Source organism: Thermosulfuriphilus ammonigenes (genome assembly GCF_011207455.1).
Lineage (GTDB): Bacteria > Desulfobacterota > Thermodesulfobacteria > Thermodesulfobacteriales > ST65 > Thermosulfuriphilus > Thermosulfuriphilus ammonigenes.
This window is the reverse complement of sequence record NZ_CP048877.1, coordinates 2,097,979-2,120,751: the sequence shown is the minus strand read 5'-3', so window position 1 is coordinate 2,120,751 and position 22,773 is coordinate 2,097,979. Positions and strand designations below refer to the sequence as shown.

Annotated in this window: 22 protein-coding genes; 4 read left to right on the top strand and 18 right to left on the bottom strand. The window is 54.7% G+C overall.

The window, feature by feature from the left end; translation table 11 throughout:
• Positions 1-44 precede the first annotated feature (44 nt).
• The 12 genes from G4V39_RS10315 to G4V39_RS10260 all read right to left on the bottom strand — a co-directional run bounded on the left by G4V39_RS10315 (position 45) and on the right by G4V39_RS10260 (position 11,789).
• Entirely contained in the window at positions 45-605 is a 561-nt protein-coding gene (locus G4V39_RS10315) for a MotE family protein (RefSeq protein ID WP_166032857.1), read from the bottom strand.
• Complete coding sequence (fliJ, locus tag G4V39_RS10310) at positions 592-1,038, bottom strand: flagellar export protein FliJ (protein WP_166032856.1); 447 nt, start codon at positions 1,036-1,038, stop codon at positions 592-594. The genes G4V39_RS10315 and fliJ overlap by 14 nt, the downstream gene beginning before the upstream one ends.
• Positions 1,035-2,351 (bottom strand): FliI/YscN family ATPase, encoded by a 1,317-nt coding sequence (locus G4V39_RS10305; protein ID WP_281347283.1) that lies wholly within the window; start codon positions 2,349-2,351, stop codon positions 1,035-1,037. The genes fliJ and G4V39_RS10305 overlap by 4 nt, the downstream gene beginning before the upstream one ends.
• Entirely contained in the window at positions 2,341-3,162 is an 822-nt protein-coding gene (locus G4V39_RS10300) for a FliH/SctL family protein (protein WP_166032854.1), read from the bottom strand. The genes G4V39_RS10305 and G4V39_RS10300 overlap by 11 nt, the downstream gene beginning before the upstream one ends.
• On the bottom strand, positions 3,155-4,171 hold the full coding sequence (gene fliG / locus G4V39_RS10295) for a flagellar motor switch protein FliG (RefSeq protein WP_166032853.1): 1,017 nt from the start codon (positions 4,169-4,171) through the stop codon (positions 3,155-3,157). Before fliG ends, G4V39_RS10300 begins: the two co-directional genes overlap by 8 nt.
• Positions 4,172-4,193: 22 nt before the next feature.
• The gene (gene fliF / locus G4V39_RS10290; RefSeq protein WP_166032852.1) at positions 4,194-5,813 is read right to left on the bottom strand and encodes a flagellar basal-body MS-ring/collar protein FliF; all 1,620 of its coding nucleotides are present in this window, start codon (positions 5,811-5,813) and stop codon (positions 4,194-4,196) included.
• 12 nt (positions 5,814-5,825) lie between these two features.
• Positions 5,826-6,122, bottom strand: a complete 297-nt coding sequence (gene fliE / locus G4V39_RS10285) for a flagellar hook-basal body complex protein FliE (RefSeq protein WP_166032851.1) — start codon at positions 6,120-6,122, stop codon at positions 5,826-5,828.
• Positions 6,123-6,133: 11 nt separating this feature from the next.
• Positions 6,134-6,556 (bottom strand): flagellar basal body rod protein FlgC, encoded by a 423-nt coding sequence (flgC, locus tag G4V39_RS10280; RefSeq protein ID WP_166032850.1) that lies wholly within the window; start codon positions 6,554-6,556, stop codon positions 6,134-6,136.
• Positions 6,553-6,969: a flagellar basal body rod protein FlgB gene (gene flgB, locus G4V39_RS10275; RefSeq protein ID WP_166032849.1), complete on the bottom strand. Its 417-nt coding sequence runs from the start codon at positions 6,967-6,969 to the stop codon at positions 6,553-6,555. Before flgB ends, flgC begins: the two co-directional genes overlap by 4 nt.
• A 13-nt stretch (positions 6,970-6,982) precedes the next feature.
• Entirely contained in the window at positions 6,983-8,329 is a 1,347-nt protein-coding gene (locus G4V39_RS10270; RefSeq protein WP_166032848.1) for a sigma-54-dependent transcriptional regulator, read from the bottom strand.
• Positions 8,329-10,272 carry a tetratricopeptide repeat protein gene (locus G4V39_RS10265; RefSeq protein ID WP_166032847.1) on the bottom strand — a complete coding sequence of 648 codons (1,944 nt, stop codon included), beginning with the start codon at positions 10,270-10,272 and terminating at the stop codon, positions 8,329-8,331. Before G4V39_RS10265 ends, G4V39_RS10270 begins: the two co-directional genes overlap by 1 nt.
• Before the next feature lie 104 nt (positions 10,273-10,376).
• Positions 10,377-11,789 (bottom strand): sigma-54-dependent transcriptional regulator, encoded by a 1,413-nt coding sequence (locus G4V39_RS10260; protein ID WP_166032846.1) that lies wholly within the window; start codon positions 11,787-11,789, stop codon positions 10,377-10,379.
• Positions 11,790-12,092: 303 nt separating this feature from the next.
• Between G4V39_RS10260 and G4V39_RS10255 the strand changes: the two genes are divergently transcribed.
• From G4V39_RS10255 to G4V39_RS10240, 4 genes are all read left to right on the top strand, one after another.
• Positions 12,093-13,121, top strand: coding sequence for a tetratricopeptide repeat protein (locus tag G4V39_RS10255; RefSeq protein WP_166032845.1), 1,029 nt, complete (start codon positions 12,093-12,095; stop codon positions 13,119-13,121).
• A gap of 40 nt (positions 13,122-13,161) precedes the next feature.
• Positions 13,162-14,871, top strand: a complete 1,710-nt coding sequence (locus G4V39_RS10250) for a cytochrome c3 family protein (protein ID WP_166032844.1) — start codon at positions 13,162-13,164, stop codon at positions 14,869-14,871.
• A 124-nt stretch (positions 14,872-14,995) separates the two neighbouring features.
• Positions 14,996-15,967: a hypothetical protein gene (locus G4V39_RS10245; protein ID WP_210412102.1), complete on the top strand. Its 972-nt coding sequence runs from the start codon at positions 14,996-14,998 to the stop codon at positions 15,965-15,967.
• Positions 15,954-16,406: a universal stress protein gene (locus G4V39_RS10240; RefSeq protein ID WP_166032842.1), complete on the top strand. Its 453-nt coding sequence runs from the start codon at positions 15,954-15,956 to the stop codon at positions 16,404-16,406. The genes G4V39_RS10245 and G4V39_RS10240 overlap by 14 nt, the downstream gene beginning before the upstream one ends.
• Here G4V39_RS10240 and tsaE read toward each other — a convergent pair.
• The 6 genes from tsaE to G4V39_RS10210 are packed head-to-tail and all read right to left on the bottom strand — an operon-like array spanning position 16,375 to position 22,599.
• Positions 16,375-16,821, bottom strand: coding sequence for a tRNA (adenosine(37)-N6)-threonylcarbamoyltransferase complex ATPase subunit type 1 TsaE (gene tsaE, locus G4V39_RS10235; RefSeq protein WP_210412100.1), 447 nt, complete (start codon positions 16,819-16,821; stop codon positions 16,375-16,377). The genes G4V39_RS10240 and tsaE overlap by 32 nt on opposite strands.
• The gene (locus tag G4V39_RS10230) at positions 16,787-18,406 is read right to left on the bottom strand and encodes an NAD(P)H-hydrate dehydratase (RefSeq protein WP_166032841.1); all 1,620 of its coding nucleotides are present in this window, start codon (positions 18,404-18,406) and stop codon (positions 16,787-16,789) included. The genes tsaE and G4V39_RS10230 overlap by 35 nt, the downstream gene beginning before the upstream one ends.
• The gene (locus G4V39_RS10225; RefSeq protein ID WP_166032840.1) at positions 18,403-18,777 is read right to left on the bottom strand and encodes a holo-ACP synthase; all 375 of its coding nucleotides are present in this window, start codon (positions 18,775-18,777) and stop codon (positions 18,403-18,405) included. The genes G4V39_RS10230 and G4V39_RS10225 overlap by 4 nt, the downstream gene beginning before the upstream one ends.
• Entirely contained in the window at positions 18,774-19,979 is a 1,206-nt protein-coding gene (locus tag G4V39_RS10220) for a pyridoxine 5'-phosphate synthase (RefSeq protein ID WP_166032839.1), read from the bottom strand. The genes G4V39_RS10225 and G4V39_RS10220 overlap by 4 nt, the downstream gene beginning before the upstream one ends.
• A 3-nt stretch (positions 19,980-19,982) precedes the next feature.
• Positions 19,983-21,050 carry a redox-regulated ATPase YchF gene (locus tag G4V39_RS10215; protein WP_166032838.1) on the bottom strand — a complete coding sequence of 356 codons (1,068 nt, stop codon included), beginning with the start codon at positions 21,048-21,050 and terminating at the stop codon, positions 19,983-19,985.
• Positions 21,051-21,066: 16 nt separating this feature from the next.
• Positions 21,067-22,599, bottom strand: coding sequence for a methyl-accepting chemotaxis protein (locus G4V39_RS10210; protein WP_166032837.1), 1,533 nt, complete (start codon positions 22,597-22,599; stop codon positions 21,067-21,069).
• Positions 22,600-22,773: the final 174 nt, after the last annotated feature.

Sequence of the window (22,773 nt, the reverse complement as noted above, 5' to 3'; positions counted from 1 at the left end):
CTCCCCGGTAAGAGTCTTTGGGGTGGGAAAGTTTTGCCGGAACCTTACGGCTGGCCGGAAAGTTTGGCCGAGACCTTTGCGGCGACCTCCTGGTCCATAGCCGCCAGAATTTTGCTTACCTGATCGGTGGGCATAGCCTGAAAAAGCTTGGTCAGGGTGTCAACATCCAGCTTAGAAAGCAGGGGAGCCGCCTTCTTTGGCTTCATGTTACTGTAAATCTTCACCAGAAGCCGGAATCGCTCGTCTTTTATGGCCTTAAGCTCTTTGAGCTTTCCATCGATTTCCTGTTCCAGTTCGGCCAGAGCGGCCAAACGCTTGTCCACCTGGTCTCTTAGGAGTCGAAGCTCCTCTTTTTTGAGCCGGAGCTCCTTTTCTCTCTCTTCTAGCTCAAGTCGCTTAAGCCGTAAGTCTTCAAAGAGTTTTTGGTTACACTCCATCCCCGGCGGCAGAACGGCGGCGGAGGAAGATTCGTTTTTGGCCAGGGCCGGCGTGGGGCCGGAAAAAGAAAACTGAATATAGCCAGCCCAGTAAAGATAAGCCACCCCCACGGCCAGAGTGGCCTTCAAGAGAGCCACTGTAAGGATTAAAAGCTTATACCCTCTCATGGCCTTCCTCCCGTCCGTGACGTAAGACAACCAGCTCATCTATCTCCTTCTGCCAGAGGGCTTCTTGTTCTTTGCGAAAGGCCAGAAGGTCCCTCTCTCGAAGGCGTTCCAGAATTTTGCGTCTCTTGCTGGCCTCTATCAGTCTCTCCCTGGTCTCTTCTATCTTTCGGACTAGCTGGCGGCGGGTCTCCTCTAAGTTTTCGATATTTGCCAGGCGAGAGTCCAGACCAAGGCCGAGATCCTGAACTTCTTGGGCCCAGAGAAGGTTCCCCTTAAGCCTTTCCATCTCTTCCTTTAGCTCTAGACGGGCGCGGGTGATTTTCTCGGTCAGTTGTTCCCATTCGGCCATGGCTTGAGCCAGCTCGTGGCGGATCATCTCCTCTTCCTGGCGGCGGAGACGCAAAAGGGTCTCAAAACGGAAACGGAACCTCACTTCTTCTTCACTCCAAGCATCATGGATTTAAGCCTCTCCAGGCTCTCCTCAAAACTGGCCCGTTCGATGATATCCTGACGCAGATACTGGTTGATAGCTCCGATCATCTTAATGGCGTAGTCGATTTCTGGATTACTTCCCCGGACGTAGGCCCCTATATTGATGAGATCCTCCACCCGCCGATAGGTGGACAACACCTGGATAAGACGAGCTCTGGCCTCCCAGTGGGTCTTATCAACGATATCATGCATTACCCGACTGATACTGGCCAGAACATCTATGGCCGGCCAGTGTCCCTGATTGGCCAGATCTCGAGAAAGAACAATGTGGCCATCAACAATAGAACGCACGGCATCGGCCACCGGCTCGTTAAAGTCATCTCCGTCAACCAGAACCGTGTAGATCCCAGTAATACTACCCGCTCCTTCTTTATTGCCAGCCCGCTCCAGGAGTTTGGGAAGCTGAGCAAAGACCGAAGGGGTGTAGCCCCGGGAGGTTGGAGGCTCTCCCACGGCCAATCCGACCTCCCGGCCGGCCATGCAGAACCTGGTTACTGAGTCCATCATCAGAAGGACATCTTTCCCTTGATCCCGGAAATATTCGGCAATAGCTGTGGCCAGATAGGCCCCGCGGAGCCGAAGGAGAGGGGGCTGATCTGAAGTTGCTACCACCACTACCGAACGGGAAAGACCCTCCTGACCCAGCTCCTTTTCCAGAAATTCCCTTACCTCCCGGCCCCTTTCTCCGATCAGGGCGATGATGCTAACGTCGGCCGTGGTATATCGGGCGATCATTCCCAAAAGAGTGCTCTTCCCCACGCCAGAGCCGGCCATAATGGCCACCCGTTGCCCCTTACCAAGAGTAAGTAACCCATTTATAGCCCGGATACCCACGTCAAGTGGCTGACTTATCCTGGCCCTTTTAAGGGGATTGAGGCTGCGATTGTAAAGCGAATACCGGCTGGTTAGGCGGGGAGGGCGGCCACCATCTAAGGGCCTTCCCAGGGCGTCAAGAACCCTGCCCAGGAGATCCTCTCCCACCGGAACCCCCAACTCTTCACCCAAATAGATACGGCCTCCGGGTTTGATGCCCTCCATCTCTCCAAGGGGCATGAGGAGGATACGGTTGCCCCGAAAACCCACCACCTGGGCCATAATCGGAGGGCTCCCCTCGACCTCGATCTCACAATGCCCTCCGATGGCGATCCCCGGTCCCTCACCTTCGATGAGCATCCCCACCACTCTGGTTACCCGGCCACAGGAAGAGATGATACGGGCTGAACGAGCCGCATCTATAAGGCGATTAAGATCCATCTTCATTTTCCTCAAGGGCTCTATCGAGGGCCTTAAAAAGTTCTTCCCGGCGATGCTCTAAGGTGGCGTCAATAAGCCCGAAATCCGTCTCCAGAAGGCAACCTCCACGACTTATCCCCGGATCAGGACGGAACTCCACCTTCTGAAAGCGCCCCAGATCAAGGGCTAACTCTCCAGCCGAGCCCTCTATAAGCTCAAGATCCTGAGGGTTTAAGCGAATAGTCACCCGGGCCTTCTCCACCACCAGGGCTAGGGCCTCACGCAGACAGGAGAAGATGGCCTCAGGGCTTCTCTTGAGCTCACAGAAGGCAATCCGCTCGGCCACCACCCTAACAAGTTCCACCAGCTCCCTCTGGTGTTTCTCCAGAAGGCCTTCCCTTTCCCGCTCTAAGGCCTCAATAAGATTTTCCAGCCGTTTGGCCATGGTCTGATACTGCCGCAGGCCAAGTTCGCGACCGTCTTTCTCCCCCTGGGCGAATCCCTTCTCATAGGCCTCCTGTTCCACCTGGGCCAGACGCTCGGCCAAACGTTCGACCACCTTTTGGTTGATGATCTCCTCGATGTCTGGCTCCTCCTGAACCTCGGTCTCAAGGGGCTCCTCCTCAGGGGCCTCAGCGGTCTCTTCTCTTTCCTCATCCTCGGCGGCAACCTCAGAGGTAGCCGAGGCCACCTCTTCCGCTGCCTCCAGAGCCTTGTCCTTGGTCTCTTCTGGTCTCGCCAGGGCCACCAGGGAGGCGAAACATTCCTCCTCCGTCTCCCTGATCTTGATGGGAATGACTTCAGCCTTTCCGCCCTTAATGACCTTAGACAAAGACGTCCTCCCCGCGGCCACCAAGAATAATCTTGCCTTCGGCCTCCAGGCGTTTGGCCACCTTGATAATGGCCTGCTGGGCCTGTTCCACGTCTCGCAACCTGACCGGCCCCATGATTTCCAGGTCTTCCTTGAGCATCTGGGCCGCCCGCTCGCTCATGTTGCGGAAGAACTTCTCCTTGAGCTCCTCGGGGGCTGTCTTTAGAGCCAGCTTGAGATCGTCGGTGGAAATCTCCTTGAGAATGGACATAATGGCCGCATCGTCCACCTTGAGGAAATCTTCGAAGGTAAACATGTGCTTTTTGATCTCCTCAGCCAGCTGGGGATTGCTCTCTTCCACCGACTCGATGATCTTTTCCTCCAGCTCCCGGCCAACGTTATTGAGAATCTCGGCCGCCTTTTCCACACCGCCCAGCTTACGGCTAAAAGTCCCACCCATCTGGGCCAGCTCGTCCTCCAGGGCCTGGTTTATCTCTTCGATAATCTCCGGATCGACCTTATCCAAAAGGGCAATCCTCAAGAAGACATCGGAGCGGACCTGATCCGGCAAGAGATCAAGAATGGCCGCCGCCTTTTCGGGATCAAGATGGACAAGAATTATGGCAATGGTCTGGGGATGCTCGTTCTTCAAGAAGCTGGCAATGGTTTTGGGGTCTAGCTTGCGGAGCTTCTCAAAGACCTTGGGGCCCAGTTCCTGACGAATCTCTTCGAATATTTCCTTACCCTTTTCTCCATAGGCCTTAAGGAGACTCTCTTCCAGAAACTCATCGGTAGGCACGGTAATATCGGCCAGCAGTTCCCGGGACTCCACGTTGGCCTCTTCCAGGACCCGCCGGACCACCTCGGCCGGGATATAGTCCAGCTTGGCCATCTCTATACCGATCCGCTTGATCTCCTCCTCAGAAAGATACTTATAGACCTCGGCCGTAAACTCCTCCCCCATGGTGATCAAAAAAATAGCCGCTTTCTGGGGGCCGGTAAGGTTGTTGGGATCAAGTTTCTCCGGCATAGCCTCTCCTTTTTTTTAAGAATCAGGCCTTCTTTTTGGTCTCTTTTTCCAGGGCCTCTTCGATCATTTCCTCGGCCAACCATTTTCGGACCAAAATGGCGGCCCGTTCAGGCTGGCTGTGCACGATACTGATGGCCAGATCCCGCGGTAGAGCCGTAGGCTCTTCAGACTCGATCTCTTCGGGCCCTTCTCCCTCCAGGGCCTGAGGACCTTCAGCCGGCAGGGGCTCGGGCTCCATTCGCTTAAGGAAGCTCTTGAGCAGGGGCCGGACGACAATGACAAAGAAAAGAACAATAAGGACCAGGTTGAGCAGAGGACGGGACAGCCTGTGGGCCACCTCCAACCACATGGGAGTGGCAGCCTTTCTTTCCTCCTCCATCTGGAAGGGGACACTGACCACCTCTACCCTGTCTCCTCGGTCGGGGTCATAGCCGATGGCCCCTTTAACAATCTTTTCAAACTGGGCCAGTTCCTCAAGACTGCGAGGAACATATTTTTTGACCTTGCCTTTGCCGTCCTCAGCGGGAACTTCCTCGTAAGTGCCGTCAATAAGGACGGCTACCGAGACCCGCTTGATCCTTCCTGGCCTGACCTCCCTCTTTCGGCTCACCCGGCTGATCTCATAGTTTTTGATGGCCGAGGACTTCTGATACCTGGTCTCGCCTCCCTTAGCTCCCAGGTTTCCCTCCAGTTTTTTGTCCAGGGCCCCCTTGACCCCGGGAACTCCTCCCTCGGTTTGGTTGACCTTGGTCTCACTGGTTAGTTGCTCACTTCGTATCGCCGCAGCATCAGGATCATATGCCTCTTGGCTGACAATCTCTCGATCAAAGTCAAGATCCACCGAGACCCGGGCAATAGCCTTACCCGGGCCGAGAACCTCTGAGAGCATGCTCTCTATCTTTTGGCGATAATAGTTCTCCAGGGTCTTCCGATAGGCTACCTGTCGCTGGGTCAGCTGTTCTTCAGGGTTCTCAGCCTGATAGAGAACTTTGCCGGTTGAATCCACCACGGTAACGTTTTCGGGCTTAAGACCGGGGACCGCGTGAGAGACCAGATGAACGATACCCTTTACCTCCTGACGACTAAGAGAGGCCCCTCTTTTGAGTTTAAGAACCACAGCGGCGGTGGGCTCTTTCTCCTCTTCAATAAAGAGGCTTTCCTTGGGGGTGGCCAAGTGGACCCGGGCCTCTTCTACCGCTTCCAGCTCTGAAATGGTCCGGGCCAACTCTCCCTGGAGGGCCCGCTGATAATTAAGATGCTGGACAAATTCCGTGGTCCCCAAACTGCGACGATCAAAAAGTTCAAACCCGGGACCTCCCCCGCGGGGGAGACCGGAGCTAGCCAGCTGAAGCCGAAGCTCATAGACCCGATCTGCGGGAACCTTGATGGTGGCCCCGCCATCTGCCAACCGATAGGGGACCTTTTCTTTTTTTAGCCAGGAGATGATCTCAGCCGCATCTTCCTGGGCCAGGCCCTTGTAAAGGACCCGATATTCGGGCTGGTTGGTCAAGAAGATGAGAGCAACCAGCCCTCCGATGGTAACCAGCAAGAGGGCCGCCCCCAAAATCTTCTGGCGGCGATCTAAAGACTGGTAAAGACCTTTGAGCTGTTCCAGGGCCTGTTTTGGATCTAGATTGGCCATTTCCACCTCACCTTAGAGCTGCATCCTCATGATCTCCTCATAGGCCGAAAGAACCCGGTTCCTGGTCTGAAGCAGAAGACGAAACTTGAGGTCGGCCTTGGCCAGGCTGATCATGGTGCCAACAATATCAGCCTCTTTTCCCGAGGCCAGATCGGCCACCTTGGACTCGGCCTCAAGGTGGGCCACGTTGACCCTGGAGAGATAGTCTTTAAGAAGGCCGGAGAACTCCCTTCCCAGCTCAAGGGGCCGATCTTTTGGCTCTTTAACCTCTTGAAAGACCACTTCCGGCTTTATGGCCTTTATCTCCATGGAGTGCCTCCCTAACGCACAATATCTAGGGCCTTAAGGGCCATGGACTTGGTGATGGAGATGACTGTCAAATTGGCCTGATAGGCCCCGGCTGCTGAGAGCATATCTACCATCTCCTCCATAACGTTGACGTTGGGATAAAGGACAATTCCCCTTTCGTCGGCATCGGGATGACCAGGATCATAGACCTCTTTGAAGGGGCTTGGATCATCGACAACCTCCTTCACCTGGACCGTCTCCAGGGCCTCATCCAGACTGGAGGCAAAATCCTTAAGGGGCTTGGCCACAAAGACCACGCTTTTGGCTCGATATGGCCCTCCCTCAAGGGTTCGGGTGGTGCTGGCATTGGCCAGGTTCATCGAGGTGATATTCAGGCGCACCCGCTGGGCGGCCATACCATCTGCCGCTAGTTTAAGGGCTGTAAGAAGCTTCATGGACTCTTCCCTCCTTCGGTAATGGCCTCTCTTAAGAGTTCAAACTCCTTGATAAGAGACTGAATGGTAGATTGATAAAGGAGGTGGTTGCGCATAAGCTTGGCCACCTCTTCGTCAAGATCAACGTTATTAGGGGTTCCCCGATCTGGAGGAAGATATTCGTCCTCCTCCAGGGCCATCCAGGGGCTCTCTTCCGCCGCCTCCGGGGTTGGCAGATGTCGAGGGTTGGTTCGGGCCAGTGGTGGCCACTTTCCCAGAGCTGCCTCCAGGGCCTTCTCGAAGGGGAGATCTTTGCGCCGATAGGCCGGAGTGTCTAGGTTGGCCAGGTTGGCCGAGATAACCTCATGCCTTTTAAGACGAACATCTAGGGATTTTTCAATCAATCTGATGGTCTGACCGAAGAGGCCCTTCATTTTGCTCCTCCCCTTAAAGCTGAATTCCCTGACTTCTCAGCTCCTGAAGTTTGTTTCTCAAAGTGCGGACGCTGATTCCCAAAATCTCAGCGGCCTTGGTTCTGTTACCCCCTGAGGCCTCAAGGGCCCGGATAATCATCTCCTGTTCAAGCTCCTTGAGTGTCTTAAGGGGTAGCTTGCTGTCCTGGTCTTTATCATCAGTCTGGGTCTCAGGAAGATCGTCGGGAAACAGGGCCCCCAGGGTGATAACCCCTTCCCGAGAAAGGAGAACCGCCCGCTCGATGGCGTTTTTCAGCTCCCGCACGTTACCCGGCCAGGGAAGACCTTTTAAAAAATCCATCACTCCTGGAGCAAACCCCTCAAAGGGCCGGCCATAAGCCCGGGCAAACAGACGGGCAAAGTGCTCGGCCAAAAGGGGAATATCTCCGGGGCGTTCTCTTAGAGGAGGAATCTTTAGCGGAATCACATTGAGCCGGAAATAAAGATCCTCCCGGAATCGTCCCTCCTGGACATAGGCTTCCATATTTCGGTTGGTGGTGGCCACGATGCGGACATCAACCTTCACCGGTCTGTGTCCCCCCAAACGGTCTATCTCTCCTTCCTGGATGGCCCGTAGAAGTTTGGCTTGCAAAGGAAGGGCCATCTCGCTGACCTCGTCCAAAAGGAGGGTCCCCTGATGGGCCAGCTCGAACTTGCCGGGCTTACGGGTCTGGGCGCCGGTGAAGGCCCCCTTCTCATAGCCGAAGAGCTCAGCTTCCAGAAGATTTTCCGGGATAGCGGCGCAGTTAACGGCCACAAAAGGTCCAGAGCGCCGGTCACTTAAGCGGTGAATAAGACAGGCCACCAGCTCCTTACCAGTGCCCGATTCCCCCTGAATGAGCACTGTAGCCTTACTCTCGGCCACCAGTTTGATCCGTTCCAGGATGGCAAACATCTTGGGATCGTTAGTCAGTAGCTCGGGGGCCTCAGGGAGGAGAGGCCGACCAGGGCCTGAGGTTAGAGACTTTTCCAGCACCTTTAGAAGGAGTTTGGTGGAGCACGGTTTTAAAAGAAAATCACTGGCCCCGGCCTTCATGGCCCGGACCGCCGACTCCACCGAACCGTAGCCGGTAAGAATGATAATCGGGGTCCGGGGCCAGCGCTCTTTGACCCTCTCCAAGAGCCAGAGCCCGTCTTCACCGGGCATTTTAAGGTCGGCTACTACCGCTCCCAGCCCGCCGTTAGACCCGCTGATTACCTCTAAAGCCTCCCGGGCCGTTGCCGCCGTAAGGGGATGATATCCGGCCTCCCTCAGAGAGGCACTGAGGAGTTCTCTCAAGTCGGGATCGTCATCTACTATCAGGACTCGAATACCAGCCATCAGAGGACCTCCCACCGGGCCCGATCCACCAGCTCCCGGGCCTTTAACATGGCCTGGGCCAGCTCCTTATAGGGCTGGGTCTCTAAGGACGAGAGTTTCTGCCAGACCTCCTCAGCAGCAGCCTCCTGGCCCAGACGCTCAAAGCAGAGGGCTTGATACCAAAGCAGTTCCGGATCATCAGGCTGGAGTTTGAGGGCCTTCTCATAGATATCCAAAGCAAAAGGAACCTCCCCAGAGCTTAAAGCCTGCTGACCAGCGGCCTTCAGTAGGAGAAGAAGTCTTTTTTGGGGAAAGTTCTTGGGAACCCGGGAAAAAAGTCTCTCTAAGGCCTTAAAATCGGCCGCTCCAATGGTGGCCTCTACCAGAAGAGGCCAGAGGCGCAACTTGGACTCAAGGTCGGCACTCTTACTCATGGCCTCAAGGAGGAGTTCGCGAGCCAGACCAAAGCGTCTCTCCCTCAGGGCTAATCTTCCCCTTAAGGCCAAAATGGCCGGTGAAGACCGATAACGCGGATTTTTATCCAGGAGATCCTCGATAAGGGCGGCCGCCGCCTCAAGCTCCCCTGAGGAGGTCAGAACCTCGGCCCAAGAGGCCATCACATCTGGAGTCAGAGCCGGATCGGGTTTGAGCTCCCAGGCCCTGGCATAGGCCCTCCGGGCCTGAGGATAAAGATCAAGGCCCTTGTAGGCCTCACCTACCAGATACCAGTGCTCAGGGGATCTAACCTTGGAGATAAGATCCAAATGCTCCCAATGATAGTTGAGAAGCCCCAGGTAGTTTTTTTGGGAAAGAAAAAGCCGATCATAGGCAACTAAAGAGCGATTGATCCAGAAAAGGGCTTCCTTGAGGCCGGGGCTTTCCGGATACCGACTGAGAAACTCCCAGGAAAGCTCCAGGGCTACCCGGGGGCCTTTCTGTTTGAGGACCAGCTCGATCCTCAACGGCCAGACCTCGTGGACTACAGGGTCATCGGGCCACTTTTCACAGATCATGGAAAGCACAGGCAGGATTACCCCAATGTCCTGGGGAGTCGGCCCTCCGAAGAAAGCGTAAAAGTTTTTCTTGAGCTGGAAAAGCCGAAACTTGGCTAAAACAGCCTCCTTTGAGGCCGGCCAGGTGGAGGCTACATAGGCATAAAACTGCCTGGCCTTAATGACATCCCGACTTTCTCGGGCCATCTCGGCCAGAAGGTAAAAGACCCTTCTTATCCTCGGGCTGTCTGGAGCCAGGTTGACGTATCGCAACCAAAGACGCTGGGCTTCGGCTACCCGACCCTCACGATAGGCCACATATCCCTGCCAGTAGAGAATATCCGGGGCATAGGAGTAGAGCCTATCTAAGGGGCCTAAGCGGCCAAGCAAACGCCCTATTTCGGCCTCCCGGCCCAATTGATGGTAAAGATCAAGGAGTTTAACTGCCGCCTGAGCCACCACAGCTGGTCTCTCTCTGGCCCTCTGGATGAGCCAGTTGAGAAGCTCTTCAGCCATTCGGTAGCGCCGCTTTTCCAAAAGAAGATCGGCCTCAAGGAGGGCGGCCTCAGGGGTTACCTCACTTTCGGGATAATGTTTCCTTATGAGGCGAAGATACCCTAGAGCCGAGCTCCAATCGCCTTCGGCCTTGAAGATTCTGGCCAGATAGAAATAGGCTCGAGGAAGATGATGGCTGTCGGGAAACTTTCCCACAGCCTCCTTGAGAACCTTTTTGGCCTCTTCGGTCTCTCCCTTGTCCGCCAGAATGTAGGCTTTAAGGAAGAGGGCCTCTTCCAAAAGGGGCTCATCGATGGGCATCCCTAAAAGACGGTCACAAATCACCAGAGCCGTGTCTAAATGACCCTGATTGTACTGCTCCTTGACCTCGGCCAGAAGGAGATACGGGGATTGAGCCCTGGCCCCAGAGGCCAAAAAAAGGAGACAAAATACAGCAAAAGAAAGGGACTTCAGCATCGCAGCCCCTTAAAGCAAGGAAGATACCAGGAATTTTTTGCCTAGAAGGAGGGAGTTTTTTGCCTCTCTTCAGGGGAGGATGGGGAAAAGTAGCCTCCGGAGTGTCAATTGTTTGACGCCCGACTGACCTTGGGGGGACCGTATAGTTTTTGCTTTTTCATCTTTTCGATGAGGGTAGTGCGATTAACCCGCAAGAGTTGAGCGGCCCGGTTTTTGACCCACCCGGTTTTATTGAGGGCCTGAATAATCAGCTTTCGCTCGAATTCGCTCACCGCCGCCGAAAGACTGATCCCTTCATCTGGGATTTCTATTTCCGGTGAGGCCTCCGGGGTGTCAACCTGGCCGAGAATGTAGTCTGGCAGATCCTTAACCGTAATGGTATCCGAAGGGCAGAGAATCACTAAGCGCTCGATGAGATTTTCCAGCTCCCGTACGTTACCCGGCCAGTGATAGCGCATAAGGCAACCCAGAGCCTCATCGGTAATCCGCATGGTAGACCGCCGGCCCCTCTTATTAGAGAAACGCTCCAGGAAGGCCTGAACCAGAAGAGGAATATCGCTTTTCCTCTCCCGGAGTGGGGGGACGTGGATGGGAATGACATTAAGGCGATAGTAAAGGTCTTCCCGAAAACGGCCCTCGCGAACCATTTTCTCAAGGTCTTGGTTGGTGGCGGCAATAATTCGGATATCAACCTTGATGGTCTTTACCCCCCCAACACGTTCAAAGGCTCGATCCTGGAGGACCCGAAGTAACTTTACCTGGAGTCGGGGGCTCATTTCGGCAATCTCGTCCAGAAAGATGGTCCCCTTATTGGCCAGCTCAAAGCGGCCAATTCTAGTCCTTATGGCATGGGTAAAGGCCCCCTTTTCATGGCCAAAGAGCTCACTTTCCAGAAGCTCATCGGGAATAGCTCCACAGTTTACAGGAATAAACGGCCCCTCTCGACGATCGCTGGCGTAATGGATGGCGTTGGCAATAAGCTCTTTACCGGTCCCGGACTCGCCGAGGATAAGAACGGTTGAATCCGTGGCCGCTACCCGCTCGATCATTCGGAAGACCTCTTGCATGCGCTCACTTTTGCCAATGATGCGGTCAAAACGATACTGGGCTCTAAGCTGGGTCTTAAGGGCCTGATTCTCCCGCTTAAGATCTCGCCACTCCAGGGCCCGTTCGATAACGATTAGGATCTCATCCGTCTTGACAGGCTTGGTAAGATAATCAAAGGCACCCAGTTTTATGGCTTCTACCGCGTTACGAATGGTGCCGAAGCCGGTAATTATAACGCACATCGTCTCGGGGCAACTCTCCCGAACATGTTTAAGAACCTCCATCCCTCCCCGTTTGGGCATAGAGAGATCTGTAAGGACTAAATCATAAAAACGAGAATCGATTTTCTTGATGGCCTCTTCCCCATCCCGGGCCATGTCCACCTCATAGCCCTGGGCGAGAAGGGTCTCCGAGATACTGGAAAGAACTGCCTCGGAATCATCAACGACCAGGATGGATTCGTTGGCCATAGAGAAAAACCTCCCACTAAATGCAGATTAAGGATACACCAGACAGGTTGAAAGTGTCAACCAAAAGACATGTCGTCTTTTTTGACACACCAGCCGAAACACCACCCTGCCCGGAATCATGCCATTGACAGATACCGGAGAATTAGAAATTAAAATTGACAACTAGAACCAGAACTTCTATAAGCTTCAAGAAGAAAATGTTTATTTTGTATGGAGATAATTGGCAAAACTTGACCAATAAAGTCGTTATTTATCCAACAAACAACCAACCCTTAAGAATATTATTAATTAAGGAGGGTCGTCTTGATTAAAAGAACTATCATCCCGGCTCTGACTTTTGCTTTTCTGATCGGGCTACTCTGCTGGAACACCTCCTTTGCCTTTCCCTTCCGTTCGGTAGAGATCGGGGATCCGCTTCCAGACATTACGGTGGTGGACTTTGAAAGCGGCAAAAAGGTCTCTCTGGCCAAACTCAAGGGGCATCCTCTGGTCCTTATCTTCTGGGGAGCTGACGTCCCCCGAAAGAAGAAGCTGACCATCAAGTTCTTCCGAGAGCTCCAGCAAAATCTGGATTTTTTTGAAAACCGGGGGGTGGTAGTCCTGACCATTAACGTCCAGGGCGATCCCCCCAAGGTGATCCGAGGGGTAACTGTAGCCGCCGGGTTGGATCTGCCCGTCTATCTTGATAGCCTTCAGCAGGCTTATAGTACCCTGGGACTCTTTGTCACTCCCTCCGTCCTTATCGTCGATAAAGACGGCCGGATCGCCGCCGGCATGGGATATGCCCGAGAACTTATCAAAAGAATACAGGGCGAGATCCTGGTTCTTACCGGGGAGAAGACTCGAGAGGAGATCCTGGCCGAGTTTTACCCCCGCAGTCTTAAAAAATCCGAACGGGAAAAGAAGGCCCGTCTCCACTTTAAGTTAGGCCTCAAGATGCGCCGGCGGGGGATGAAAAGTGCCGCCATCAAGGAGTTTCAGGAAACCATCCGCTTTAATCCCTATTTTGCCCCGGCCTACGCCCAGCTGGGTTGTCTTTATCTGGACTTAGGACGTCTTAAAGAGGCCGAGGGGCTAATCAAGAAAAGTCTGGAACTCGACCCCAATGTGGTGCAGGCCAAGATCTGTCAGGCCCTGCTCCGGGCGGCTCGAGGAGACAAAGAAGGAGCCCTGGAGGATCTTAACCTTCTCCTCCTCAGTAATCGCCGCAATCCAGAGATACACTACTGGATGGGTATCCTTTATCAAGAAACCGGTCGGCTAAAGCTGGCCTCTAAATATTTCCGCAAGGCCTATGAGCTACTTCAGGAAACCATGGGGCAGGGAAGTTAAGATGAATGGCCATCAAAGATCTATTGCCCGAGGGGAAAAGATGAAAAGAAAAACATTCAAAAGCCTTCTGACCTTGATGGGCCTCATTTTGACACTGGCATTTCTTTCCCCTCCAGCCGAGGGAAAGACCACCAACGCCCTCCAGCTCTATCCTCCCCTTGATAAGGTCTGGGTAGATCAGAGCCAGATCTACATCGCCGGAATTCTCCAATTGCCCGGGACAAAAGAGGTCAAGATAGAAGGGGTTAAGGTTTCTTCAGGGGAGACAAATGTTGTTCCCCTGAAAGACGGAGCCTTTGGGGTGGTTATCACCCTGAAGAAAGGCCTTAACCGGGTCACCATTGAGGCCAAGGGTTTAAAGAAAGAAGTCCAGATCTTTTACGCCCCCAAAGGGGAAAAACCGCCCGCAGGCTTTAAAAGGCTTTATGTTCACAGTCTTCCGACTCGCCTTGACTGTTCCGAATGCCATCCCAAAAGAAAAGGGCGGCTTGACTTTTCCCTCACCCTGCCGGTGGCCAGCAACTGCACCACCGGTGGATGTCACCAAGAGATAAAAGAAGCCCCTCATCTTCATGGACCTCTTAAGAACAACGAGTGTATTCAGTGCCACAACCCTCACGGGTCAAGTAATCGGAACCAGTTGGTCCGCCAGGGAAGGGAGCTTTGCTTCATCTGCCATGAGGGGACAAAGGCCGAATTTGAACAGCGGGTGGTTCACCCTCCCGGAAAGGATGACTGCCTCAATTGCCATGATCCCCACGGGTCCAAAATGGAGTTCCACCTCAAGGGTGAGGGCAATGTAAGTAGTGTCTGCTTTCAATGCCACGAAAGAAGGCTTTTTAACCGCCGCTACCCTCACGGCCCGGTAGCCGATGGGGAGTGTATCGCCTGCCACAATCATCACGGTTCGGCCTATGATCACCTGCTCTCTGCTCCGCTTAAAGGCGGCAAGATATGTCTCACCTGTCATGAAGACCGTAAAGAAGAATTCTCCATGGCCCATGTCCACCAACCGGTGGCGGAGAGCTGTGCCAATTGTCATGATCCTCATAGCTCCGACTATCGCTATCAGCTCCTTAAGCCCAGCGGGCAGCTATGCATCTCTTGCCATAAAAAGCTAAACCCTGAGGTTATCGCCACTATTAAGGAGGCCAAATACCGCCATCCTTCAGTAGAGGCCGGACGCTGTGTGGACTGTCACCAGCCACACACCTCCAATTATGAGGCCCTTCTTAAGGACTTTGAGGCCGACCTTTGCTTCTCCTGCCATAAGGATCTGGGGCGAGAGGTCCGCAACGCCCAATACCTTCATGGTCCGGTCCAGGATGGAACCTGTGATGCCTGCCATAATCCCCACGGGTCAGCCTTCAGGCGCCTTTTGGTGCGGGATTTCCCGCCGGGCTTTCTAACTGATTACCACCCTGGCAAGTACGATCTGTGCTACAGCTGTCACAATAAAAATGTCATCGAGGTCAAGTTCACCACTGTACTGACCAACTTCCGAGATGGAAATTATAACCTCCACTACGCCCACGTAAGGCGCAAAAACGGCAACTCCTGTAAGGCCTGCCATGCCATCCACGCCAGCAACCAGCCCAAACACATCCGTGAGAAGACAGAATATCGCGGTCTGCGGAAGGAGCTCCGTTTCCAGCTCACCGATACCGGAGGAAGCTGTCTGGTGGGCTGTCACAAGGAGAGGAAGACCTACGATCGGAAGCACCCCCAATTCAAACATCCGGCCAAGTAAGAAAAGGGGGGCCGTCTTTTTGGCCCCCCTGGCCGGAATCCTCCAGGCAGATTTTAGTCTTATCAGGCAAGGCCCCTTTTCATAGGCGTTGATAATTCGGCCACAAGTATCATCTTATGTAATGATGCCTGATAAAAAGATATTGGAGCTAGCCACCCCCTATCTTCCGCCCGGGAAAAAACCGCGTCTTTTTACCGACACCAGTGACTTTATGCGCATCAATCCCTATGACATTATTTGCATCGGCAAGCGGCATTACCTTGTCCTCAGGGAGGAAAAAGAGCGCCGTTTTGGTATGGATGAACCGAAGTACTGGGTCAAGCGCACCATAGAGTTAGAAACGGGCGAACACCGGATCGTAAAGCTCACCTTTCACGAATCTTTTCCCCTCAAACTGGGAGAGATTACCATCATTTGCTATCGTAGCCCGGAAAAGGAGGCCCGTATCCTGGATCTCGTCCGAGGGCACCCTAACTTCATGCAGGGCTTCACCGTCCGGGACACTCGGGGCAATCCGGTTCGGGTCATTGAAATCATTCGGGGAAAGCCCATCGATTATTTTGTGGCCCAGCTTGCCCTTGACCACTACCGCTACTTTCGGGATCACTTCCCCCGCTTCCTGGAATATTTCCTCATCGGCGCCCGGGCCCTGGCCTTCCTTCACGCCCACGGAGAACGCCATGGAGACGTCCGCAGAGACCATCTTTATTTAGAAACAGAGACCATGACTCCCAAATGGATAGATTTCGACTACAACTTCGACTATCAAGAAAATCCCTTTGGTCTAGACATCTTTGGTCTAGGAAGCATTCTCCTGTTTCTAGCCGGCGGGGGGATCTATACCCCGGCCAGAGTGGCCGAGGAGCTGGGGAAAGAGGTGGCCCAAAGAATAGATGAATCCGATTTCAGCCTCATCTACCGCTGGCGAATCATGAACCTTAAAAAACTTTTTCCCTACATTCCCCAGGAGCTAAATTACGTCCTGATGCATTTTTCTACGGGGGCCGAGGTCTTCTATGAATCAGTAGAAGAGTTACTGGAAGACCTGGCCCCAGTAGTAAAAATGGCCAAGGAGGGCAGACATGTATCCACCTAAGAGAATATTAATCGCCCTTGACCCCTCAGAAAACGCCATGAGGGCCGTAGAATATGTAGCCCAGATGCTGGGAGGCCAGAAGGAAATCTTTATAGAGCTCTTTCATGTAGTTAAGGAGCCCCCGGCAGACCTGTTTCCCGATGAAGGCGAGCGGCAAAAGGCCAAGGAGGCCCATGAGAAGGCCATGCTTCAAGTCTTTGAAAAGGCCAAAGACCGGCTTGAGGCCGCCGGAATTCCCCGAGAAGAGGTAATAATCAAGGTCAGGCCCACAAGGGAATCGGTGGCCCGGGTCATCCTGGAGGAGCAGACCAGCGGAAGATTTGGCACTGTTGTTGTTGGCCGCCGTGGTGTTTCCAAGGCCGAGGAGTTCCTCTTTGGCAGCGTCTCTAATAAAGTGGTTCACTATGCTAAGGGGTGTGCTGTCTGGGTGGTAGAGTAATCTCCAGACGTCGCTGGTCTTCCTTAAGGTATTGCATACGCACCAGGATGGCCTCTTCTGGGATTAAATCCGAAGGAAGCCTTTCGGCCCATTCGATAGCTACCACCGAGTCTTTTTCAAGGTAATCCTCAAGGCCCAGATCCTCCACCTGGGCAGGTTCAAGGCGGTAAAGATCTACATGGACGAGGCGAAGACGACCGGGATACTCATTTATCAAAGAAAAGGAGGGACTGACTACATAGTAGTCTTCAGGCACCCCTAGCCCCTCGGCGAGTCCCTGGACAAAAACCGTCTTGCCCACCCCCAAATCACCGTAGAGGAGAACGATCTCCCCTCCCTTAAGGCCCTCGCCTATCTGACGGGCCAGAGATCTAGTCTCCTCAGGGCTTTGGCTGACGACAGTTATCTTCTCCAAGCAGGCCGTCTCCTAATTTTAGTGATAACTCCTGTAGGGAGATGAACTCCCGGATGGTCTTGGGAAGGCGGTCCGCCAGCTCTGTGGGCAAAAATCCGAACGGCCCTCTCTCCTCGGCCAGGGCCTCTCCGGCCAGACCGTGTATATAAACCCCCAGAGAGGCCGCCCAGAAGGCCGGGAGCCCCTGGGCCAGAAGGGCCGCAATGATGCCCGAGAGCACATCTCCCGAGCCTCCGGTAGCCATCCCCGGCCCCCCTGTAGGGTTAATGGCCAGGGCCTCCGCCTCGGCGATCAGTGTTCTGGCCCCTTTAAGGACCACCACCGCCCCGGTAACCTGGGCCAGACTTTGGGCATATTTCAAGCGCCCGGCCTGGATCTCCCGGGCACTGAGGCCAAAGATCCGGCCCATTTCACCCGGATGGGGGGTAAGGACCCTGGGAGCCGGACTCTGGCCAAGCATCTGGGGCCCCATCTCCGCGACCACCGTCAGGGCGTCGGCATCCACCACCAGGGGGTGGGGAAACTCCAGGATGATCTTCCTGGCCAGATCCTTGGTGCCCGGATGAAGGCCCATACCAGGGCCAATGACACCGGCCCGTAGCCGTTTGCTGAAGGAAAAAATAGGCTCGATGGCCTCTGGGGCCAGGGATCCCTCTGAAGTCTCTGGAAGGGGAAGGGTCATAGCCTCCGTCAATTTGGTCTCCAGGATGGAATTCACCCCTTTACCGGCGGCTACCGTCACCAGACCGGCCCCAGCCCTTAGGGCCCCCATGGCCGCAAGAGCGGCCGCCCCCGTCTTGCCTGGAGAGCCGGCCACTACAAGCACGTGCCCGAAGGTCCCTTTGTGCCCCTCCGGAGGACGCCGAGGAAGCCATGGCCGGAGAAGATCTGGATCAAGCAGATATCTGGGTTTGGCCTGCCGAGAGATGAGATCTTGGGGCATGGAAATGTCTATTATCTTCAGCTGGCCGACATATTCTGCCCCTGGGAAAAGTACCTGCCCCAGCTTGGGGGCCGCCATGGTGGCCGTAAGGTGGGCCCTGAAGGCCACCCCCAGGACCTTACCCGTATCGGCACAGATCCCAGATGGCATGTCCACAGCTATCCGGTAGGCAGGAGATCTATTGGCCATCTCTAGGGCCTGGGCCAATCGCCCCTGGATAGGCCGCCTGAGGCCGGTGCCAAAGAGGGCATCAACGATGACCTCGGCTTGCCCAAGACCGGCCTCAAGAAGAGGAAGGAGAGAATCTTTAAGGATGGCTACCAGGGCCACTCCGTGGGCCCGGGCCGCCCTGAGGTTTACGGCTGCATCCCCACGAAACTTCTCCTCCGGGGCCAGAAGATAGGCTGTAACCTCAAATCCGCGGGCCTTAAGATGCCTGGCAATGACCAGACCATCGCCTCCGTTGTTCCCCGGACCCACCAGGATGGCCACCCGAGCGCCAGAGGAAAAGCGGCGGCAGACAAGCTCAGCCACTCCTCGGCCGGCGTTCTCCATAAGGATAAGCCCGGGGATACCCAGATCCTCAATAGTGGCTCTGTCCAGAGATTGCATCTCCTGAGCCGTAAAAAGGTACATCTTCATCCCTCCAAAACGACCACCGCCACAGCCACACCTTGCTCATGAGAAAGCGAAACAAAGGCTGTGCGGACGCCAAGGGCCCGGGCCACCTCAGCTGCCCGGCCATGGAACCTAAGCCCCGGGCGACCAGAAGGCTCACGGATAATCTCTATCTCCCTGAAGGAGACCCCTCTCATACCCGTTCCCAGGGCCTTAGAAGCCGCCTCCTTGGCGGCAAAGCGGCCAGCCAGGTGGAGGGCCGGCCGGGGCCGCTTTCGGCAATAGGCCAGCTCCTCAGCGGTAAAAAGGCGATTCTCAAAGCGCCTGCCATGGCGCTTGAGGGCCGCCTCAATCCTGGAGATCTGAACTATATCTACCCCCAACCCCAGGATCATCTTTGTCTAAAAAGGGCCGCCTTTTCAATAAGGGCCCTCATCTCGGCCACAGCCTCCTTGAACCCCACAAATATGGCCCGAGAGACAATGGCGTGACCGATACTGAATTCTTCTATCTCGGCAATAGCGGCCACTGAAGAGATGTTGTCATAGTGGAGACCATGACCGGCGTGAACCATAAGCCCCAGATCTCGAGCCTGCTTAGCCGCCTCCTCCACACGGGCCAGTTCTTCGGCCACGGCTTCCCTCCCCCGGGCCTCGGCGTAATGGCCGGTATGGATTTCAACAATGTCAGCCCCCACCTTGGCTGCCTGTCTAATCTGGGCCGGATCCGGATCGATGAAGATACTCACCTCGATACCCGCCTCCTTGAGGCGAGAGACTACGGGGGCGATCTTTTTGACCCGTCCTTTAAGGTTCAGCCCTCCCTCGGTGGTCACCTCCTGACGTCGCTCCGGGACTAAGGTTACCTGGTCAGGTCTTACCTCCTCCGCAAAGGAGATCATCTCCTCGGTAGCGGCCATCTCCAGAATGAGCCTCGAGGTAACAATCTGACGCAGAAGGCGGACATCGCGGTCCTGAATATGACGCCGGTCTCCCCTCAGGTGGACAACGATACCATGGGCCCCGCCGAGGATGGCCAAAGTGGCAGCCTGAACGGGATCAGGGTAGTCCACCTTACGGGCCTCCCTTACAGTGGCCACATGATCTACATTTACGGCTAACTTCGCCACATCCAGCCTCCTTTCTGGAAAGATCTCGTATATATTCTTAAGAAGGCCAAAGTCCCGGCCAACCAGGGCCTTAAGGAGCTGGCCCTCGGCGTGGGCCATCCTTCGGGCCTCTTTCTCCCCAAGCTCATGGTCGTAACCCAAAAGATGTAAGAGTCCGTGGATGGCGAGGTGAAGAAGGCGTTCTAACAAGGGACAAGAGAGCTTACGGGCCTCCCTTTTGGCCGTGTCCACCGAGACAATGATGTCTCCAAGAATCTCCCCCCCCTGGGGGAAGGAGAGGACATTAGTCGGTCGGTCGCGGCCCAGATACTCTCTATTGAGCCTGGTTATATCCTCATCGGTGGTGAGGACCAGGGCCAGCTCAGTTTCGGGGGGAAGCTCAAGGATCCCCAGAGCCCTCTCTAAAAGGGCCTGGAGTTTTCTCACCGGCACCCCCCGCCCCCAGCGGTTATGGACGATCACCGCCATTTTTTAAACCTTGAAGCGAAAGATGACCACATCGCCGTCTTGAACGATATAGTCCCGGCCCTCAAGACGCAGCAGCCCCTCTTCTCGGGCCGCCTGATATGACCCCAGACGAACTAAATCTTCCCAGAAGATAACCTCGGCCCGGATAAAGCCCCGTTCCATATCGGAGTGGACAGCCCCCGCCGCCTTGACGGCAGTGGTTCCGGCCCGGATGGTCCAGGCTCTAACTTCTTTCTCCCCGGCGGTAAAAAAGGAAATGAGATCAAGAACCCGGTATCCGGCCTGGATGAGATGATCCACCGCCGACTCATAAAGCCCGTATTCCTTCCGAAAGACCTCAGCCTCCTCCGAGGGAAGCTGACTGACTTCAAGCTCCAGGGCCCCCCTTATGACCACCAGGGCCGCCGCCTCAACCTTAAGGCTGGGGGCTTCGGCCTCATCGCCCAGGTTGAGGACCACCACCACCGGTTTGGCGGTAAGGAAGGCAAAACCTTTGAGCTCCGGGGCCTCTGAGATCTCCCGGTCGAGTCTTAAGGGACGGCCGGCCTCAAGCATCTCCCGGGCCTTTAAGAGAAGTTCATACTCCCTGGCAGGGGGCCTTTTTCCTCTCTTGGCATCTTTTTCAAGGCGCTCAAGCCGTCTCTCAACGGAAATGAGATCCGTGATCACCAGTTCGGACTCCAGGCGATCAAGATCAGCCTGGGGCTGGGGCGGGAGACCAGCCAGGTCAAAGGCCCGAACCACATGAAAGAGGGCCTGGGCCGGACGAAGGGCAGCAATTAGCTCCTCTAGACGACCATCGCGAGCCTTATCCTCAGAAAACTCTACGGCCACATCGACAAACTCCACCGTAGCCGGGGTTATCTTGGAGGGGTTAAAGAGACGGGCCAGGGCCGAGAGCCGAGCATCGGGCACTTGAACCACCGCCAGATTAGTCCCCCGGTGCCAGGCCCCGGCCCGGGAGAGCTCTGCTCCCCGGCCAGTAAGGGCATTAAAAATGGTTGTCTTCCCCGAGCCTGGCAAACCAATGATGCCTATCTTCATGGCCCCTAAGCCTAGGAAGATAGGCATCAGATGTCAACCAAGATCAGGAGGAGGTGACCCCCTTGCGAGAGAACTCGATAAGCTCCCGAAGATGATGAAGTACCTGGTCGAAACAAGGCTTTATCTCCTGGTGGAGCCTTTTCAGGGCCGCCTCAAGCCCCCCTCCCCCTTTAAGGTCCTCCTGGATTTTAACTACTGATTGATGAAGCTGGCTGTGGACAGGAACGAGACGGTCGATGATTTCTCTCTCTTCCTGGCCTTTTATCTCGGCCTGGGAGAGCCAGCGCCCCAGGGCACAACGGGTGGGGTTGGTCTCTACCTGAGGAATCTCCTCTTTGAGGATGGCCTGAAGAACCTTCTCCCGCCACTGAAAGTGCTGCATGAGGATTCCAGTCAGCTTAAGGTGGCCCAGGGCATTGGCCTCGGCCCTCTGAACCGTTTCCGGACTTATTCGGTACTGATTGGCCACCAGCCGTATTTCCTGAGCCAAATCCTCAATGACCTCCCGGGCCAGGTCGAGCTTGGCCGTAAGGGCGGCGAAGGCCCTAATTCGCCGGGCCATATTCTCAGACCGCTTTTCTATTTCTCGAACCCCCTCAGCCCCCTGAGTAATGCTCTCTTTAATCTCTGAGACCGTGGCTGTCTGCTCCTCCGTGGCGCTGGCGATGGTGTTGGAGAGGTCATTTACCTGATGGACAATCTGGGTGATCTCCTCCACCGAGGCCACAGCCTGCCCAATATCCTTCTGAATGGTTCGGATGGTGTGCTCGATTTCCTCAGTGGCCTTGGCCGTCTGGCGGGCCAGCTCCTTGACTTCGCCGGCGACCACGGCAAAGCCTTTTCCGGCCTCCCCGGCCCGGGCGGCCTCAATGGTGGCGTTTAGGGCCAGAAGGTTGGTCTGCTCAGCAATAGAGTTGATCACCTGAATAATCTCTCCGATCTTCTTTGAGCTGGTGCTCAATCTTTTTATCAGTTCGTTGGTTACCACCGCCTTTTCCTGGGCCTTAGTGGTCACCTGGGCCGCTTCGGCCACGCTTTTGGCGATATCTGCCGTAGCGGTGGCCATTTCCTCACTGGCCCGGGCTACGGCCGAAAGGCTTTCAGCGGCCTGTCTGGAAGCGGTTACCAATTCCATCATCTCCTGATCCGCCTCTTGAACCCCGGCTTTTATCTCTCCATTTACCAGATGAAGATGGCCTGAGGCCTTCTCCAGAGAATCACCCTGGGTCTTGAGGGTGAAGACCAACTGCCCCATGCTATAGACGAGATTGTTGATCATCAGAGAAAGAAGATAGACCTCCCTGGCCACCAAAGGGGGCTCCATCTCTCGGAGGTGACCACGGTTTATCTCCTCAAGGATGGAAAGGGTCTCCCTTAAGGGAGAGGAAAGCCCTTTTTTAACCAAACCAAAGACGATAATTACCGAGAAGATAAAGGCCAAGATAATGGCTAGATAAAGGTTTTTCGACCAGTAGAGGCCGGCTAGAGAAAGAAGACAGGCTAAAATAAGTGCCCCGAGTAGCCTTATCTCCAGGGGAAGACTGGTCAGTTGTTTTTTCAGGAATCTTTGGAGCATAATCACCTCCCTGAGAAACTTATAACTAAGGAATCGTCTAGATCTTTTCTAAACTTGACTGAATGTTTAGCTTTGTGCTTTAACTTTTTAGAAAAAATTAAACAATTATTGACTAATATTTGTAAGTTTTGATTTTTGAATTATAAAAAATGACTTAAACAATATTTAAACAAT